This is a genomic window from Streptomyces sp. NPDC018019 (assembly GCF_044327805.1).
In the GTDB taxonomy this organism is placed as follows: domain Bacteria; phylum Actinomycetota; class Actinomycetes; order Streptomycetales; family Streptomycetaceae; genus Streptomyces.
Window position 1 is genome coordinate 74251 of record NZ_JBIRGD010000009.1, and the last position, 16465, is coordinate 90715.

Here is a 16465-nt window from a genome sequence, read left to right on the forward strand (position 1 = left end):
GGCCAGCCTAATGGGCGACGGGCGGGCCGCCCGGGGCGTACGGCGTCACAGCCAGCCGTTGCGCTTGAAGCCGCGGTGGATGCCGAAGCAGATGCCGACCGTGACCAGCAGGACGAGCGGGTAGCCGTACTTCCACTTCAGCTCGGGCATGTACTCGAAGTTCATGCCGTAGATCCCGGCGATCATCGTGGGCACCGCGAAGATCGCCGCCCATGAGGTGATCCGGCGCATGTCCTCGTTCTGCGCCACCGTCGCCTGCGCCAGGTTGGCCTGGAGGATCGAGTTGAGCAGGTCGTCGAAGGAGAGCACCTGCTCGCTGACCCGGGCCAGGTGGTCGGCCACGTCCCGGAAGTACTTCTGGATGTCGGAGTCGATCAGCCGCATCGGCCGCTCGCTGAGCACCTGCATCGGCCGCAGCAGCGGCGACACGGCCCGCTTGAACTCCAGGACCTCCCGCTTGAGTTGGTAGATCCGCCCGGCGTCGCCGCCCTTCGCCTGGTTCCTGCCCGCGCCCTTGCCGTCCGACCCGGAGCTGAAGACGTCGATCTCCACCTCGTCGATGTCGTCCTGCATCGCGCCGGCCACCGCGATGTAGCCGTCCACGACCTGGTCGGCGATGGCGTGCAGCACCGCCGAGGGGCCCTTGCCGAGCAGCTCGGGGTCGTCCTGGAGGCGGTGGCGCAGCGCGCGCAGCGAGCCCTGGCCGCCGTGCCGCACGGTCACGATGAAGTCCCGCCCGGTGAAGCACATCACCTCGCCGGTCTCGACCACCTCACTGGTGGCGGTCAGCTCGGCGTGCTCGACGTAGTGGACCGTCTTGAAGACGGTGAACAGGGTGTCGTCGTAGCGCTCCAGCTTGGGCCGCTGGTGGGCGTGGACGGCGTCCTCCACGGCCAGCGGGTGCAGGCCGAACTCCCGCGCGATCTCCGCGAATTCCGCCTCGGTGGGCTCGTGCAGCCCGATCCAGGCGAACCCCCCCTCGCTGCGCACGCCCGCCATCGCCTCGGACGGCGTGACGTGGTCGCTGACGCGCCGGCCGTCGCGGTAGACGCCGCAGTCCACGATGGCGCTGTTGGTGTGGGCGGGCTTGCGGAGGTCGGTCTCGTACTCGTACGGGGAGTCCTCGCGCCGCCGGGACGGGCGGACGGCGGCACGCAGGTCGCGGATCATCGACATGGGCAGGCTCCTTCACGGGCCGGCCGCCAGCCGCGGGCGCGCGGCGTAACGCTGCCCGGAACGTGGACGTACGCGTCGGCGCAGGCCATACGTCCGCAAAGCGGGCGGCGCTCCGTGCGCAGGACTGACGGCAGTTCGCAGAAAACACGGAAACGGGAGTCGAAGGCGCTCTTCCGTCATCTGCTTCCGGCGCGAAGGCACTTCGCGGGTTTCACCGCGGGCGGCGGGGGTACGGAAGCCCCTGGATCAAGAAAGCCGCTGGGCGCGCGGGGAGATGACGGGAGAACTGTCGGTACTGCACGGTCGACTTGGATCCACCGCAGCCCCACCTCCTCCGGCCGGTCCCCGTTGGGGGACGAACGTCATTCCCTGACCAGACGGCAAGGCTATCAGTCGACAGAACCGATCCGGTGCGCCTTTGCCCGTTCCATACGAACGGCGCGGCACCGGCCCTGCGCCCGCCCGCCGGGCAGCGGCGGCCGGCCCCGGACCCGGGCCTATGCTCGCGGCATGTCTGACGTTCTTGAGCTGGTCGAAGCCCGCCTGCGCACGACCCTGGGCGAGCCGGACGCGCGCGCCGCCGTCACCTTCCTCGGGACCGACCGGATCGAGGTGCTGCGCTTCACCGGCGGCGGCCCGGACGGCGACCTCGTGCGATACGTCACCCTCGGAATGTCGGACCGGCCGATGACCGACCCGACGGCCGTGCTGGCCGACCCGGTGCGCGGCCCGCGCGCCGAACTGGTGCTGTCGGTGCGGGCCGGCCGCGCCGACACCGCCAAGGTGCTCCGCCCGCTCGCCGTGCTCGCCGCGTCCCCGCAGGTCGAGGGCGTGATCGTGGCGCCGGGGGCGTCGCTGGACGTGGGGGAGCCGCTGTGGCCGGGGGCCCCGTTCACCGCTGTCCTGGTCGCGGAGTCCGGCGGCCTGGTCGAGGACCTGGAACTGGAAGAGCCGCTGGACCCGGTCCGCTTCCTGCCGCTGCTGCCGATGACGCCCAACGAGGCCGCCTGGAAGCGGGTGCACGGCGCCGAGGCGCTCCAGGAGCGGTGGCTCAAGAACGGCACGGACCTGCGTGATCCGCTGCGTGCCGGGGTGCCGTTGACGTGAGCCGGGGCCGGTGCGCCGGCCGTACGGCAGGACGGCACGGCGCGCGCCCCGGGCGGGTGGCGCGCCGTACCGCGGTACGGGGCCGGTCAGCCGGCGAAGGCGGACACGCCGTCCTCGGTGGCGTGCTGCGGCTCCAGCTCGTGTGCCCGCAGCGTCAGCGCCCGGCGCCGTACGCCCACGATGCCCGCGCCGACGAGCGCCGCCAGCGCCGCGATCACGAACGGGATGTGCACGTCGGTCCATTCCTCGATCTTCGGCGCCAGGAACGGGGCCGCCGCGGCGGCGAACCAGCGCACGAAGTTGTAGCCCGCGCTCGCCACCGGCCGCGGCGCGTCGGAGACGCCGAGGGCCAGCTCGGTGAAGACGGTGTTGTTCAGGCCGATGAAGGCGCCGGAGACGATCGTGCAGACGACGGCGGTGGTGTGGTCGCCGTACCCGAGCACCAGCAGGTCGGCGGCGAGCAGCACCAGCGAGCCGCCCAGCACCTTCAGCGATCCGAAACGCTCCTGGACGCGCGGCGCCACCAGCACGGAGAAGACGGCGAGCAGCACGCCCCAGGCGAAGAAGACGCCACCGGACTTGTACGGGCTCATGTCCAGTACGAACGGCGTGAAGGCCAGCACCGTGAAGAAGGCGTAGTTGTAGAAGAACGCGGAGACGGCGGCGGAGGCCAGGCCGCCGTGGCCGAGCGCCTTCACCGGGTCCAGCACCGAGGTCTTACGGGCCGGCCGGGGCTGCTCCTTGAGGAACACCGTGATCGCGATGAAGCCGACGGCCATCAGGACGGCGGTGCCGAAGAAGGGGTAGCGCCACTTCATGTCGCCGAGGACCGCGCCGAGCAGCGGCCCGCAGGCCATGCCGAGGCCGAGCGCCGACTCGTACAGCAGGATCGCCGCGGCGCTCCCGCCCGCCCGTCGCCCACCACCACCCCGAGCCGAATCGCTCCGCGATGCCCCTATGACCCGTCGCCCGCCACCACCCCGAGCCGAATCGCTCCGCGATGCCCCTATGGGATTCGCGGCACCCACGATGACGGCCAGCGAGGTGGAGACGAACAGCGCGTTGCCCAGACCCCAGCCGGCCCGGAAGCCGACCAGCTCGCCCACCGATGAGGATGTGCCGGACAGGGCGGCGAAGAGCACCACGAGCGCCAGCCCGGCGAGCAGCGTCTTGCGGCCGCCGATCCGGCTGGAGACGAAGCCGGTGACCAGCATCGCGACCGCGGTGATCAGAAAGTAGGAGGTGAACAGCAGGGAGACCTGGCTGTTGGAGGCGTGCAGGCCCCGGGCGATCGAGGGGAGGATCGGGTCGACCAGGCCGATGCCCATGAAGGCGACGACCGAGGCGCCCGCCGTGGCCCAGACGGCCATCGGCTGGCGCAGGATGCTTGTGCCGCCCTCGTCGAACGGATCCTCTCCGGCGCCGCCGTGGCCGCTCGTACCGCTTGCCCGCATGCCGCTGTCCCCTTCCTGTTCCGGTTGCGTGCGTCGGGGCCGCGTGTCCGCCGGGTCCGGCGCTTCCGCATGAAACGTTGCTGTTTACACACAATAAGTTAGTCGGCCTAAAGGGTGCAAGCTACAACTACTGATGGCGGGTGCCCGGCCGGGGCTCCGGATGGGTGATCGTCCTTGACGCGGCGCCCGGCCGGGAGGACCGTGGGGCTCTATGAGGGGCGAACCCAGTTGCCCGAAGTGCGGTGGCCGGGTGCGGGCGCCCGGTCTCTTTGCCGACTCCTGGCAGTGCGGCGTGCACGGCACCGTGCACCCGCTGCAACCGGTGGTCCCGCCCAGCGTCGAAGCGCTGGCCGTGGTGGTGAGCCGTGCCCAGGTGCCGGTGTGGATGCCGTGGCCGCTGCCCGTCGGCTGGCTGTTCACGGGCGTGGCCTGCGCGGGTGACGACCGCAGCGGCGGTCGTGCCACCGCCGTGGCCTGCTCGGGGCCGGGACCGCTCGGCGGCCCCGGCGAACTGCTGCTGATCGCCGAGGAACTGGGCGTCGGCCTCGGCGCGCGCTACGCGGGCATCGACGGCCCGGACCCGGGCCCGTACATGTGCGTGGACAAGCCGCCGCACGTGAAGGTGCTGGCGGCCGGACGTCCGACGCCTCTGTGGCACGTGGAAGGGGCGCCCGAGGACCGCGCGGTCTTCGCCGGGGAGGCGCGCGGGCTGTGGCTGTGGGCGGTGGTCTGGCCGGCCGAGTCGGGGCTGCTGCTGTACGACGAACTGGTGCTGACCGACCTGCGGGACGCGGGCGCCGAGGTGGACCTGCTGCCGTGCGGGGCGTTGTCGCCGCGGTTGCTCACGTGAGGGCGGGGCGGCGGGAGCCGTCCGTGCGAGGGCGTGGGACGACGGCGGGGCGCGGCAGTGCCGGCGTGGCAGCTGAGATGTCCGGGGGCTGAGGCCCCGCGGGCCCCGGGCCCGGTCCGGGCGCCTGTTCGAGGGGTCCATGGGCGGCCGGTATCCTGCTGGTGTCCCCTGGCCGGCCCCGCAGCAGTCTGGAGTTCCGCGTCGTGCGCATCGACCTGCACACCCACTCCACTGCTTCCGACGGTACGGACACCCCCGCCGAGCTGGTACGCAACGCCGCGGCTGCCGGGCTGGACGTCGTCGCGCTGACCGACCACGACTCCGTGCGCGGGCATGCCGAGGCCAGGGCCGCGCTGCCCGCAGGACTCACGCTGGTCACCGGCGCCGAGCTGTCCTGCCGCATCGGCGGCGTGAGCATGCACATGCTGGCGTACCTCTTCGACCCCGACGAGCCCGAATTCGCCCGCGAGCGGGAGCTGGTGCGCGACGACCGGGTGCCGCGCGCCCGGGGCATGGTCGCCAAGCTCCAGGAGCTGGGCGTTCCGGTCACCTGGGAACAGGTGGCGCGGATCGCCGGGGACGGCACGGTGGGCCGTCCGCACGTCGCCGCCGCGATGGTGGAGCTGGGCGTCGTCGAGACCGTCTCCGGCGCCTTCACCCCGCAGTGGCTCGCCAACGACGGCCGGGCCTACGTCGACAAGCACGAACTGGACCCGTTCGACGCTATACGCCTGGTCAAGGCCGCGGGCGGGGTCACCGTCTTCGCGCATCCGCTGGCGGTCAAGCGCGGCCGGGTCGTCCCCGAGAGCGTCGTGGGCGAGCTGGCGGCGGCCGGACTGGACGGCATCGAGGTGGACCACATGGACCACGACGACGCCACGCGGGCGCGCCTGCGCGGCCTCGCCGCCGACCTCGGCCTGCTGACCACCGGCTCCAGCGACTACCACGGCAGCCGCAAGACCGTCGCGCTCGGCGAGTACACCACCGACCCCGAGATCTACGGCGAGATCGTGCGCCGCGCGACCGGCGCCTTCCCGGTACCCGGCGCGGGTGGCTGACCCGTACCGCACCCCGGTCGGCTGACCCGTACCGGCGCTCCGGCCGACGGCCGATCACCCTGCCGTGCCGCACCCGGGCCGCGCCGGTCCGGACCGAGCTCGTCGGACCGCGCCTGCCGGGCCCCGCCTGCCCGCTCGTACGCCGGCGCGTGCACGGACCGTGCGCCCTTCCTCGCCTCCCCGCCCCCTGCCTGCGCCTCTTCTCCCCTCCCCTTCCCGCTACTCCCCGTTCCCCCCTCTCCGACCGTTGTTCCTCCGCTTGACCTGCTCTCCCGTACCACCTCCTGCAAGGCCATCACCGTGTTCGACTTCGCTGTCTTCAGCACCCTCTTCGTCACCCTGTTCGTGATCATGGATCCGCCCGGGATCATCCCGATCTTCCTCGCCCTCAGCTCCGGCCGCCCCGCCAAGGTGCAGCGCAGGATGGCCTGGCAGGCCGCCACCGTCGCCTTCTGCGTGATCGCCGTCTTCGGCCTCTTCGGCGAGCAGATCCTCGGCCGGCTGCACATCACGCCGCCCGCGCTGATGATCGCGGGCGGGCTGCTGCTCCTGCTGGTGGCACTCAGTCTGCTGACCGGCAAGTCGGAGCAGCCGACGCAGACCAAGGACGTCAACGTGGCCCTGGTGCCGCTGGGGATGCCGCTGCTGGCCGGGCCGGGCGCGATCGTCTCGGTGATCCTCGCGGTGCAGCACGCGGACGGGCTCAGCGGCGAGCTGTCGGTGTGGGCGGCGATCGTCGCCATCCATGTGGTGCTCTATGTGGTGATGCGCTTCTCGCTGGTGATCATCCGGGTGATCAAGGACGGCGGCGTGGTGCTGGTGACCCGGCTCGCCGGCATGATGCTCTCCGCGCTCGCGGTGCAGCAGATCATCAACGGCGTCATGCAGGTGGTGCGCGGCGGCTGACGGCGGGCCCGCGGGCCGGGCCCGGACACGCGAAGCGCCCCGCGCGAAGTGGTTCGTGCGGGGCGCTCCGTGCGCCGGACATGACGCGTTACGCGTGCATGAGTGACGCGGCGTGAGTCATCGGGCGGCGGTGTCGGCTGGGCGGATGTAGATGCGCTGGCCGACTGCGGCGGCCTGCTGCACGATCCGGTTGACGGAGGCGGCGTCCACGACGGTGCTGTCCACGGCGGCGCCGTCGACGTCGTCCAGGCGCATGATCTCGAAGCGCATAACGGCTTCTCCCTTCGTCTGATCCTCCTGCGGAGAACTTTGCTGTTGTACGAGGGACACGTGAGGCGTCGCTGCCTTGCGTGTCCAGTGGGTACAACGACATGCTGCCTGCAATCATTCCCTACGCTAAAGAAAATTTTCGGCCGTCTAAATACTGGTGGGTAGCGGGAGCGGTTGTGCGCGCTGAGTGACCGGCCGGACAATGGGCCCGTATGAACGACGACGTACGGCCCACCGGCCCCGCACCCGACCTCACCGCCGTGCTCGCGGGCATCGAGCGGACGAACGAGCTGCTCACACGGGTGCTCGCGGAGGTCGCCACCACCCCGTCCACCCACGCGGCCTTCGTCGACGCGGGCTATGTGTACGCGGCGGCCGGGCGGCTCGTCGCCGGCACCGAGGACCGGCGGGCCTTCGAGCTGGACGCCGAGGGCCTCATCGAGGCGTTCATCGACAAGGCCCGCACGATCTTCCCGGACAGCCGGCTGCTGCGCGTGTACTGGTACGACGGCGCCCGGCGCCGTATCCACACCGCGGAGCAGCAGCGCGTCGCCGAGCTGCCGGACGTCAAGGTCCGGCTCGGCAACCTGAACGCGAACAACCAGCAGAAGGGCGTCGACTCGCTGATCCGCTCCGACCTGGAGTCGCTGGCCCGGCACCGCGCGATCAGCGACGCGGTCCTCATCGGCGGCGACGAGGACCTGGTCTCGGCGGTGGAGGCCGCACAGGGCTACGGCGCCCGGGTCCACCTGTGGGGCATCGAGGCGGTCGGCGGGCGCAACCAGGCCGAGCCGCTGCTGTGGGAGGTGGACAGCCAGCGCACCTTCGACCTGGAGTTCTGCAAGCCGTACGTGACCCGGCGGGCCGTCGTGTACGACGCCGCGGACCCGGTGGCCGACGGCAGCGGCGGCGTGGCGCCCACCCGCGACGAGGTGCGCTTCGTCGGCGCGCGGGTCGCCGCCCGATGGCTGTCCGAACGCGGCGTCCCCTGGATCACCGAACTGCTGCCCGGCCACCCGTACCTGCCCGGCACGGTCGACCAGGAGCTGCTGACGGCCGCCGAGGCGCTGCTGCGGTACTCGCTGCGCGGGCACGCGGACCTGCGCCGGGCGCTGCGGGACGGCTTCTGGGAGCACGTACGGGCGCAGTGTTAGGGCGCGCGCGCCGGGCGCGGCCGGTGGGTCACGCCGTCGCGCGCCAGAATTCGGCGAGCGCCGCCGCCGTCTCGGCCGGGCGCTGGGCGTTGGGGGAGTGCTCCGCGCCCTCGACCACCGTGCGGCGGGCTCCCAGGCGCTCGGCCATCGCGTCCATCTCCGGCACCGGCCAGACGTAGTCCTCCGTACCCGACACGACGTGCTTGGGCAGCGGCACGGCGGCCAGCTCCGCCACCCGGTCCGGCTCCGTCAGCATCTGCCGCCCGGTGGCGGCCAGCTGCTGCGGGACGGTGTTCATCCAGCGCCGGTGGAGGAACGCGCCGATCTCGGGCGGGGTGGCGGCGTCCTCGGCCTCCGGCGGGTCGAGATCCCGCATGGCCAGCCACACCGACTGCATGTCCATCCGCCCGAGGGCGTCGATGAGCATGCGTACACGGGCCTGCTGGGTCGCGGTGATGGCGGCGGGGCCGGAACTCATGACCGTCACGGAACGGAACGGCGCGCCATCGCGCAGGACGGCGGCGCGGGTGAGGAGGCCGCCGAGGGAATGGCCGAGAACGTGGACCGGACCGGCGTCCAGAGCGCGCGCCTGAGCCAGTATGTCCTGCGCCAACTCGCCCTGTGCGTAAGCGGATTCGTCACGCGGGCCGGGTGACTCGTGCTGGCCGCGGCCGTCCACGGCCACCACCCGGAAACCCGCGGCGGCCAGCGGCTCCAGGAGCCCGATGAAGTCCTCCTTGCTGCCGGTGAAGCCGGGCACGAGCAGCGCGGTCCCGGCCGGGGGCCCGTCGGGGCGGGCGTCATGGACGGCGAACTCGCCGCGCTCGGTGACGAGTCGGCGCGCGCGGGCGCACGGGGGCAGGGTGAGGGTGGGCGGCTTGCTCATGGGACGAGGCTATCCGGGGGCGCGGGAAGCCCGCCGCGCGCGGGCGCACACGCCGACGGCCCGGCCCCGCTGAGCGGGAACCGGGCCGTCGGCGTGTGGTCGGGATCAGCCCTCGGCCGTGGCCTCCGACACGGCCTTCTTGGCGGCCGTCTTACGGGTACGCCGGGGCTTGGCCGGCGCCTCGTCCGCAGCAGCGTCGGCGGGCGGGGCCGTCTCGGCGTTCTTGGACGCGGCCGTCTTGCGGGTGCGGCGGGGTTTGGCGGGTGCCTCGTCCGCCGCGGGCTCGACGGCCTCGGTTGCCGCTTCGGTCTTCTTGGCGGCGGTCTTGCGGGTGCGGCGGGGCTTGGCGGGTGCCTCGTCCGCGACCGTCTCAGCGACCGTCTCCGTGCCCTCCGCCGTGTCGGCGGCGGCCTCGGCCTTCTTGGCGGCGGTGGTCTTGCGGGTGCGGCGCGGCTTGGCCGGAGCCTCTTCCGTCTCCGTCGCCTCCGCCGCGTCCACGGCGGCCTCGGCCTTCTTGGTGGCGGCCGTCTTGCGGGTGCGGCGGGGTTTGGCGGGTGCCTCGTCCGCCGCGGGCTCGACGGCCTCGGTTGCCGCTTCGGTCTTCTTGGCGGCGGTCTTACGGGTGCGGCGCGGCTTGGCGGGTGCCTCCTCCGCGACCGTCTCAGCGACCGTCTCCGTGCCCTCGGCCGCGTCGACGGCGGCCTCGGCCTTCTTGGCGGCAGCGGTCTTGCGCGTACGGCGGGGCTTGGCCGGAGCCTCCTCCGCGACCGTCTCAGCGACCGCCTCGGTGGCCTCCGCCGTGTCGGCGGCGGCCTCGGCCTTCTTGGCGGCGGCCGTCTTGCGGGTGCGGCGCGGCTTGGCCGGAGCCTCGTCCGCGACCGGCTCCGCGGCCGTCTCCGTGCTCTCCGCCGTCTCCACGGCGGTCTCCGCCGCGGGCTTGGCGCTGCGCGTACGGCGGCGGGGCTTGGCCGGGGCTTCGGCCTCGGTGGCCTCCGTGACGACCGGCGACTCGGCGGTGACCTGGGCCGGGACCTTGACGGTCTCGGCGGGGCCCTCGGCCGTGTCCACGGCGACGGCGGCCGTCGTGGTGGCCGTCTCGCCCGTGGCGGCGGCGTTCGCGCCACCCCGCGTACGGCGGCGGCGCGACTTGGCCGGCGCCGCGGTGGCGTCGGTCTGCGCGGCCTCGGACGCGATGCCCTCGGCGGCCGGGGCCGCCGCTTCGCGGGCCGGCGTCCCGGCGGCGGCCGACGCGCTGCCGGAACCGCCGCGCGTACGACGGCGGCGACGCGGCTGGCGCGGCCCGTCCGTGGCGGCGCCGCCGTCCTCGGCCGTACCGGAAGCGGCGGGCGCACCGGACTCGTCCACCGGCGCACCGCTCCGCGTGCGCCGGCGCTGGCGCGGCGTACGGGTGCGGCGCGGCTGCTCCTCCTCGACGGGCCCGCCGCGGCGCGGACCGCGGCCACGGCCGCCCGTCTCGCCGAGGTCCTCGACCTCTTCCGCGGCCAGCCCGGCACGCGTGCGCGCCGCGCGCGGCAGGACGCCCTTCGTACCCTCGGGGATCTCCAGCAGCTCGTACAGGTGCGCGGAGGTGGAGTACGTCTCCTCCGGCTCGTCGAACGGCAGGTCCAGCGCCTTGTTGATCAGCTTCCAGCGCGGGATGTCGTCCCAGTCCACCAGCGTGATCGCGGTGCCCTTGGCACCCGCGCGGCCGGTCCGGCCGATCCGGTGGAGGTAGGTCTTCTCCTCCTCGGGCGACTGGTAGTTGATGACGTGCGTCACACCCTCGACGTCGATGCCGCGGGCGGCGACGTCGGTGCAGACCAGCACGTCGACCTTGCCGTTGCGGAACGCGCGCAGCGCCTGCTCGCGCGCGCCCTGGCCGAGGTCGCCGTGGACCGCGCCGGAGGCGAAGCCGCGGCGCGCGAGCTGGTCGGCGATGTCGGCCGCGGTCCGCTTCGTACGGCAGAAGATCATCGCCAGGCCGCGGCCGTCCGCCTGGAGGATGCGGGCCACCATCTCCGGCTTGTCCATCGAGTGGGCGCGGAAGACGTGCTGCTTGATGTTGGCGACGGTCTGGCCCTCGTCGTCCGGCGCGGCGGCGCGGATGTGCGTGGGCTGCGACATGTAGCGGCGGGCCAGGCCGATGACCGCGCCCGGCATGGTCGCGGAGAACAGCATGGTCTGGCGGCGCACCGGCAGCATGTTGATGATGCGCTCGACGTCGGGCAGGAAGCCGAGGTCCAGCATCTCGTCGGCCTCGTCCAGGACCAGCGCCTTGACGTGCGAGAGGTCCAGCTTCTTCTGGCCCGCCAGGTCCAGCAGGCGGCCCGGGGTGCCGACGACCACGTCGACGCCCTTCTTCAGGGCCTCGACCTGCGGCTCGTACGCCCGGCCGCCGTAGATCGACAGCACCCGCACGTTACGGACCTTGCCGGCGGTCAGGAGGTCGTTGGTGACCTGCTGGCACAGCTCGCGGGTGGGAACCACCACGAGGGCCTGCGGTGCCTCCGTCAGCTGCTCGGGCCGCGCCCGGCCCGCCTCGACGTCCGCGGGGACGGTGACGCGCTCCAGCAGGGGGAGGCCGAATCCCAGGGTCTTGCCGGTGCCGGTCTTGGCCTGGCCGATGACGTCGGAGCCCGACAGGGCCACGGGGAGCGTCATCTCCTGGATGGGGAAGGGGGACGTGATGCCGACGGCCTCCAGGGCCTCGGCGGTCTCGGGGAGGATCCCGAGCTCTCGGAACGTAGACAGAATCTTGCCTCTTCTGTGAAGACGCGGCACGAGGCGGCCAAGGGGGTCGTACCGCGCCCTCGCACGGTGTCGTACGGGCCGGCCTTTGATCAGCCGGATGGCGCGGGACCACTGCCTTCGCTCAAGCACTCGAACCGCGAGCGGTGTCCCTCTCGCTGTACGTACGTCGCGTACGCGCCGCGAAAAAGGGCGGTCGGGTTGGAGCCGATCGGGCCACCGACCGGGCATCCGCATGCGTGGAACAACCCACCGATACTCGGCGGGCGCATTACCACCATACCCCGGATGGCCACACGTGTGTCCGGGCAATCGTTCGGTCGGGTGGGGCAGGAGTGGCTGACCAGCCACTTCCCCCGGTTGTGCGGCGGGCTATTGTGCGCTTCATGGAGACGCCTGACAACGCAGCGCAGACCGCCGACGACGCACAGGAACACACCGGGATCGCCGCCCAGGACTGGGCCGCGGCCTCCGCGGAACCGCAGTACCGGGCCGCCGTCATCGACCTGCTCGGTGCGCTCGCCTACGGAGAGCTGTCCGCCTTCGAGCGGCTCGCGGAGGACGCGAAGCTGGCGCCGACGATGGACGACAAGGCGGAGCTGGCCAAGATGGCGTCGGCCGAATTCCATCACTTCGAGCGGCTCCGCGACCGGCTGGCGCAGATCGAGGCCGAGCCGAACGAGGCCATGGAGCCGTTCGCCGCGGCGCTGGACGAGTTCCACCGGCAGACCGCGCCGTCCGACTGGCTGGAGGGCCTGGTCAAGGCGTACGTCGGCGATTCGATCGCCAGTGACTTCTACCGGGAGGTGGCGGCCCGGCTCGACTCCGACACCCGGAACCTGGTCCTCGGCGTCCTCGACGACACCGGGCACGCGACGTTCGCCGTCGAGAAGGTACGGGCCGCGATCGAGGCCGACCCGCGCGTCGGCGGGCGGCTCGCGCTGTGGGCGCGGCGGCTGATGGGCGAGGCGCTGTCGCAGGCGCAGCGGGTCGTCGCCGAGCGGGACTCGCTGTCGACGATGCTGGTCGGCGGGGTCGCCGACGGGTTCGACCTGGCGGAGGTCGGGCGGATGTTCTCGCGGATCACGGAGGCGCACACGAAGCGGATGGCTGCGCTGGGGCTGGCCGCGTAGCCGCTGCGCGGCGGGTGGGTCGGGTTCGGGCCCGGCCCGCCCGGTGCCGGTCCGTTGCGCCTGCGGCGGGCATCCTCAAGCGCCGGACGGGCTTGATATCGCTCCGCTCGTCCTCAAGCGCCGGACGGGCTGGTTTTCGCTTCGCCGGGCGGCTCGGCCCCGTACCGCTACGGCGCCATCCCCCGCGCCGGCACCAGGCTGTGGCTCGGGCGGACCAGGAGGGACAGCATCGCCGCGCTCAGTCCCGCGGCGGCCAGCAGCGTCTGGAAGAAGTGGCCCGGGCCCAGGATGGAGTGCGCGAGGAACGCGCCCAGGAGCGCCGCGGCGGGGCCGGTCGCCAGGGTCAGGAGGCGTGCGGGGAAGCGGCCGGGCAGCCAGCGGGTGGCGGCGAGCGTGATGACGAGTCCGACGAGCACGGAGCCGAGAGCTTCCCAGACCATGGTTTATCCCTCCCGCGGTGATGACCGGTTGGACGACACAAATCGGTCGTAGGCCGTCGTACCCAGCGGGAATGCGCGGCAACCCTCGCCGGTGCCGGGAGCCGGCGGGCGGCGTACGCACGAGCGGCGGCCCGGAGACGATCTCTCCGGGCCGCCGCTCGTTGACGGGTACGCGGGCCGGCCGGGCCCGCGTCCGGTCACAGCGTGCCGAAACCGACCTTGCGGACGGTCTGCTCGCCGATCTCCACATAGGCCAGCCGGTCCGCCGGGACCAGGACCTTGCGGCCGTGCTCGTCCACGAGGCTCAGCAGCTGCGACTTGCCGCCCAGTGCGTCCGCCACCGCTCGCTCGACGTCCTCGGCGGTCTGCCCGCTCTCCAGAACGATCTCACGGGGCGCGTGCTGCACGCCGATCTTGACCTCCACGGCTTTGTCCCTCCGACGGTCGTGATTCCCCTTGGCCGGGCCATGGGGCGGGTGCGCGGTGATCCGCGCCGTACGCAGCACACAGTAACCCGCTGCGCGGACGGACAGGACGCCGCGGAGCACGCCCGCAGCGAACAGCCGCGGGGCGCGTGGACGGGGTGCGATCGCGCGCACCGCCGCCGGTCGCCGCCCGCCGGACCGCGCTACCGGCCCGCGGCAGCGCTCACTGGCCGTCGGCGCCGTGCAGCGGGAAGCCCGCGATGCCCTTCCAGGCGAGCGAGGTCAGCAGCTGGACGGCGGTCTCGCGCGGCACGGTGCTCCCGGAGGAGAGCCAGTAGCGCGCGACCACCTGGGAGACGCCGCCCAGCCCGACGGCCAGCAGCATCGACTCGTCCTTGGACAGGCCGGTGTCCTCGGCGATGACCTCGCTGATCGCCTCCGCGCACTCCAGGGAGACCTTGTCCACCCGCTCGCGGACCGCGGGCTCGTTGGTCAGGTCGGACTCGAAGACGAGACGGAAGGCGCCGCCCGGGTCCTCGACGTACGCGAAGTAGGCGTCCATCGTCGCGGCGACGCGCTGCTTGTTGTCGGTCGTCGAGGCCAGTGCGCTGCGCACGGAGTGCAGCAGCGCCTCGCAGTGCTGGTCCAGGAGGGCCAGGTAGAGGTCGAGCTTGCCCGGGAAGTGCTGGTAGAGCACGGGCTTGCTGACGCCGGCGCGCTCGGCGATGTCGTCCATCGCGGCCGCGTGGTAGCCCTGCGCCACGAAGACCTCCTGGGCCGCGCCCAGGAGCTGGTTGCGCCGGGCTCGGCGTGGCAGGCGCGTGCCCCGCGGGCGTGCCGCCTCGGTCTGCTCGATGGCGCTCACGCTGCCTCCCAGGTGTGGTTCCGTCCGCGGCGTACGCACGCGCCGCGCCCGCCATCGTACTTTTGGGTAACCCGGCTGTGCGCGGTCGAGGGCGAGAAAATCTGTTGCCGGACACTGTGGGAAGCCGACATATGACCCCAGGTCATCGGTAATCGTCTTCGTCGAGGTCCACGACGCGGGCCTGCTCGGCGATGTCCGCCTCGTTCGCGGCGGACGGGTCGATGCCGGTCAGCGGCTGGTCGTGGTGCGGCGCGACGTCCGCGTGCTGCTCCGCGGCGTCGGCCTCGGGTGCCTCGACGCCGAATTCCGAGGAGTCCGTCTCGTCCTCGAAGGTGTCCGGGTCGGTCGGGTCGACGGGCATGGTGGCTCCCTCTCTCTCGCGTACTCCGGAGGCCAGGGCGAGCGCCCGCCGGCGAGCGCTCATCACACGAGTGCCCTTCACGCCCGAGCCTAAGAGAGCGGATTGCGAAATGCGATGTGGTGTGTGAGCGCGAACACACGATCGGCGGCGTGATCGTCTCGTAACATCGACCCATGTCTTCGACGGAGTCGACCGGATCGCCGGACGCCCGCGCCGTACTCCCGGTGCCCCCGGCGGGCCGCCCCTCGCGCGTCGGCGCGGGCGAGACGGTGCGTTCCGTGCGCCTGCCGGGCCTGACGCTGAGCGTACGGGCGGTGCCGGGCAAGCGGGCCGGGCTGCCGCCCGCGCTGTACGTGCACGGCCTCGGCGGCTCGTCGCAGAATTGGTCCGCGCTGATGCCGCTGCTCGCCGACCGGGTCGACGGCGAGGCGCTGGACCTCCCCGGATTCGGTGACGCGCCGCCGCCGGACGACGGTGACTACTCGGTCTCCGCGCAGGCCCGGGCGGTCATCCGCTACCTGGACGCGAGCGGCCGCGGCCCCGTCCACCTGTTCGGCAACTCGATGGGCGGCGCGGCGGTCACCCGCGTGGCAGCGGTCCGCCCGGACCTGGTGCGGACCCTGACGCTGATCTCGCCCGCGCTGCCCGAACTGCGGCCCCAGCTGTCGGCGGTGCCGACCGGGCTGCTCGCGGTGCCGGGCGTGACCCGGCTGTTCAGCAGGCTGACCCGGGACTGGACGCCGGAGCGGCGCACCCGCGAGGTGCTGGCCCTGTGTTACGGCGACCCCGCCCTGGTGACCCCGGACGGCTTCACCGCCGCCGCCGAGGAATACGCACGGCGCCTCGAACTCCCGTACTTCTGGGAGGTGATGACGCGCACCGCACGGGGCATCGTCAATGCGTACACGCTCGGCGGGCAGCACAATCTGTGGCGGCAGGCGCAGCGGGTGCTCGCGCCCACGCTTCTCGTCTACGGTGGGCGCGACCGCCTGGTCTCCTTCCGTATGGCACGCCGGGCGGCCGCCGCGTTCCGCGGCTCACGGCTGCTGACGCTGCCGGAGGCGGGGCACGTGGCGATGATGGAGTGCCCGGAAACGGTGGCGCGGGCCTTCCGCGAACTGTTGGACGACGAAGCGGCCGCGCGGGGCGCGGCCGGGGCGGGCGGGAGCGCCGGGGCGGTACGGTCCGCCGCCGGAGCCGCGTCCGGTGACGTGGGTAGGAGCTGACAGGCCGAGTGGGACGTCACAGCCGCCGGGGACCGGCCGCAACCGCCGGTGACACCTCCGGAATAGGTGGGGTGGACGGCGCCGGCGGGCCCGGTGCGGCAGGTGGCGCCGTACCCGCTCCCGGGCCGGGTACGGGCCGCCGGCGCCGCCGCCCGGAGGCCGGGACGGAGACCGGGGCAACGGCCGGGGCGGAGGCCGACGGCGGTTCGCCTGCGGACGGGACCCGGGACGCGAGTGCGCGCGGCGGGTTCCCGCCGCTCCCGCAGCAGCGCACGCCGGGGCACGGGCCCGCGCAGGACGCACTCCGGCACGGTTTCGCGCACCCCGCGCCCGCGTACGAACCGGCGCGCGGGGCAGCTCCGTACGGCTCCGGGTACGGGCCCGGGCAGCACACTCCCGGGGACGG

16 protein-coding genes are annotated in these 16465 nt (G+C 73.1%); 7 read left to right on the forward strand and 9 right to left on the reverse strand.

Going from position 1 to position 16465, the window contains the following annotated elements; all coding sequences use genetic code 11:
* Positions 1-45: 45 nt before the first annotated feature.
* Positions 46-1176 (reverse strand): magnesium and cobalt transport protein CorA, encoded by a 1131-nt coding sequence (locus ACH4FX_RS17110; protein WP_398479638.1) that lies wholly within the window; start codon positions 1174-1176, stop codon positions 46-48.
* A 510-nt stretch (positions 1177-1686) separates the two neighbouring features.
* Between ACH4FX_RS17110 and ACH4FX_RS17115 the strand changes: the two genes are divergently transcribed.
* A complete protein-coding gene (locus ACH4FX_RS17115; RefSeq protein WP_398479640.1) occupies positions 1687-2283 on the forward strand; it encodes a suppressor of fused domain protein in 597 nt (198 codons plus the stop codon).
* A gap of 86 nt (positions 2284-2369) precedes the next feature.
* On the opposite strand, the gene ACH4FX_RS17120 is transcribed toward ACH4FX_RS17115, so the two are convergent.
* Positions 2370-3737: an MFS transporter gene (locus tag ACH4FX_RS17120; protein ID WP_398479642.1), complete on the reverse strand. Its 1368-nt coding sequence runs from the start codon at positions 3735-3737 to the stop codon at positions 2370-2372.
* A gap of 211 nt (positions 3738-3948) precedes the next feature.
* On the opposite strand from ACH4FX_RS17120, the gene ACH4FX_RS17125 reads away from it, so the two are divergent.
* The 3 genes from ACH4FX_RS17125 (at position 3949) to ACH4FX_RS17135 (ending at position 6551) form a co-directional block, all read left to right on the forward strand.
* Positions 3949-4587 (forward strand): DUF6758 family protein, encoded by a 639-nt coding sequence (locus ACH4FX_RS17125; RefSeq protein WP_398479644.1) that lies wholly within the window; start codon positions 3949-3951, stop codon positions 4585-4587.
* Between the two features lie 203 nt (positions 4588-4790).
* Entirely contained in the window at positions 4791-5645 is an 855-nt protein-coding gene (locus ACH4FX_RS17130; protein ID WP_398479979.1) for a PHP domain-containing protein, read from the forward strand.
* Between the two features lie 300 nt (positions 5646-5945).
* On the forward strand, positions 5946-6551 hold the full coding sequence (locus ACH4FX_RS17135; protein ID WP_398479646.1) for a MarC family protein: 606 nt from the start codon (positions 5946-5948) through the stop codon (positions 6549-6551).
* Between the two features lie 117 nt (positions 6552-6668).
* Here the strand turns inward: ACH4FX_RS17135 and ACH4FX_RS17140 are convergent, their stop codons facing one another.
* A complete protein-coding gene (locus tag ACH4FX_RS17140; RefSeq protein WP_199810363.1) occupies positions 6669-6821 on the reverse strand; it encodes a hypothetical protein in 153 nt (50 codons plus the stop codon).
* Between the two features lie 212 nt (positions 6822-7033).
* On the opposite strand from ACH4FX_RS17140, the gene ACH4FX_RS17145 reads away from it, so the two are divergent.
* Positions 7034-7975, forward strand: a complete 942-nt coding sequence (locus ACH4FX_RS17145) for an NYN domain-containing protein (protein WP_398479648.1) — start codon at positions 7034-7036, stop codon at positions 7973-7975.
* Positions 7976-8003: 28 nt separating this feature from the next.
* On the opposite strand, the gene ACH4FX_RS17150 is transcribed toward ACH4FX_RS17145, so the two are convergent.
* Entirely contained in the window at positions 8004-8861 is an 858-nt protein-coding gene (locus ACH4FX_RS17150; RefSeq protein ID WP_398479650.1) for an alpha/beta fold hydrolase, read from the reverse strand.
* A 105-nt stretch (positions 8862-8966) separates the two neighbouring features.
* Positions 8967-11522 (reverse strand): DEAD/DEAH box helicase, encoded by a 2556-nt coding sequence (locus ACH4FX_RS17155; RefSeq protein WP_398479652.1) that lies wholly within the window; start codon positions 11520-11522, stop codon positions 8967-8969.
* A gap of 464 nt (positions 11523-11986) precedes the next feature.
* Between ACH4FX_RS17155 and ACH4FX_RS17160 the strand changes: the two genes are divergently transcribed.
* Entirely contained in the window at positions 11987-12742 is a 756-nt protein-coding gene (locus tag ACH4FX_RS17160; protein WP_398479981.1) for a ferritin-like fold-containing protein, read from the forward strand.
* 167 nt (positions 12743-12909) lie between these two features.
* Here ACH4FX_RS17160 and ACH4FX_RS17165 read toward each other — a convergent pair whose 3' ends face one another.
* The 4 genes from ACH4FX_RS17165 to ACH4FX_RS17180 all read right to left on the reverse strand — a co-directional run bounded on the left by ACH4FX_RS17165 (position 12910) and on the right by ACH4FX_RS17180 (position 14833).
* Positions 12910-13182, reverse strand: coding sequence for a hypothetical protein (locus ACH4FX_RS17165; protein ID WP_398479654.1), 273 nt, complete (start codon positions 13180-13182; stop codon positions 12910-12912).
* A 197-nt stretch (positions 13183-13379) separates the two neighbouring features.
* Positions 13380-13607 carry a DUF3107 domain-containing protein gene (locus tag ACH4FX_RS17170; RefSeq protein WP_398479656.1) on the reverse strand — a complete coding sequence of 76 codons (228 nt, stop codon included), beginning with the start codon at positions 13605-13607 and terminating at the stop codon, positions 13380-13382.
* Between the two features lie 223 nt (positions 13608-13830).
* The gene (locus tag ACH4FX_RS17175; protein ID WP_398479658.1) at positions 13831-14472 is read right to left on the reverse strand and encodes a TetR/AcrR family transcriptional regulator; all 642 of its coding nucleotides are present in this window, start codon (positions 14470-14472) and stop codon (positions 13831-13833) included.
* A gap of 142 nt (positions 14473-14614) precedes the next feature.
* Positions 14615-14833: a hypothetical protein gene (locus ACH4FX_RS17180; protein WP_398479660.1), complete on the reverse strand. Its 219-nt coding sequence runs from the start codon at positions 14831-14833 to the stop codon at positions 14615-14617.
* Positions 14834-15006: 173 nt separating this feature from the next.
* On the opposite strand from ACH4FX_RS17180, the gene ACH4FX_RS17185 reads away from it, so the two are divergent.
* Positions 15007-16059, forward strand: coding sequence for an alpha/beta fold hydrolase (locus tag ACH4FX_RS17185; RefSeq protein ID WP_398479662.1), 1053 nt, complete (start codon positions 15007-15009; stop codon positions 16057-16059).
* The last annotated feature ends 406 nt before the right edge of the window (positions 16060-16465 follow it).

What these genes read in the sequence shown, in the direction of transcription:
- ACH4FX_RS17110 (WP_398479638.1), bottom strand. Translation starts at nt 1,176, where the DNA reads ATGTCGATGATCCGCGACCTGCGTGCCGCCGTCCGCCCGTCCCGGCGG.
- ACH4FX_RS17115 (WP_398479640.1), top strand. Translation starts at nt 1,687, where the DNA reads ATGTCTGACGTTCTTGAGCTGGTCGAAGCCCGCCTGCGCACGACCCTG.
- ACH4FX_RS17120 (WP_398479642.1), bottom strand. Translation starts at nt 3,737, where the DNA reads ATGCGGGCAAGCGGTACGAGCGGCCACGGCGGCGCCGGAGAGGATCCG.
- ACH4FX_RS17125 (WP_398479644.1), top strand. Translation starts at nt 3,949, where the DNA reads ATGAGGGGCGAACCCAGTTGCCCGAAGTGCGGTGGCCGGGTGCGGGCG.
- ACH4FX_RS17140 (WP_199810363.1), bottom strand. Translation starts at nt 6,821, where the DNA reads ATGCGCTTCGAGATCATGCGCCTGGACGACGTCGACGGCGCCGCCGTG.
- ACH4FX_RS17145 (WP_398479648.1), top strand. Translation starts at nt 7,034, where the DNA reads ATGAACGACGACGTACGGCCCACCGGCCCCGCACCCGACCTCACCGCC.
- ACH4FX_RS17150 (WP_398479650.1), bottom strand. Translation starts at nt 8,861, where the DNA reads ATGAGCAAGCCGCCCACCCTCACCCTGCCCCCGTGCGCCCGCGCGCGC.
- ACH4FX_RS17155 (WP_398479652.1), bottom strand. Translation starts at nt 11,522, where the DNA reads ATGACGCTCCCCGTGGCCCTGTCGGGCTCCGACGTCATCGGCCAGGCC.
- ACH4FX_RS17165 (WP_398479654.1), bottom strand. Translation starts at nt 13,182, where the DNA reads ATGGTCTGGGAAGCTCTCGGCTCCGTGCTCGTCGGACTCGTCATCACG.
- ACH4FX_RS17180 (WP_398479660.1), bottom strand. Translation starts at nt 14,833, where the DNA reads ATGCCCGTCGACCCGACCGACCCGGACACCTTCGAGGACGAGACGGAC.
- ACH4FX_RS17185 (WP_398479662.1), top strand. Translation starts at nt 15,007, where the DNA reads ATGTCTTCGACGGAGTCGACCGGATCGCCGGACGCCCGCGCCGTACTC.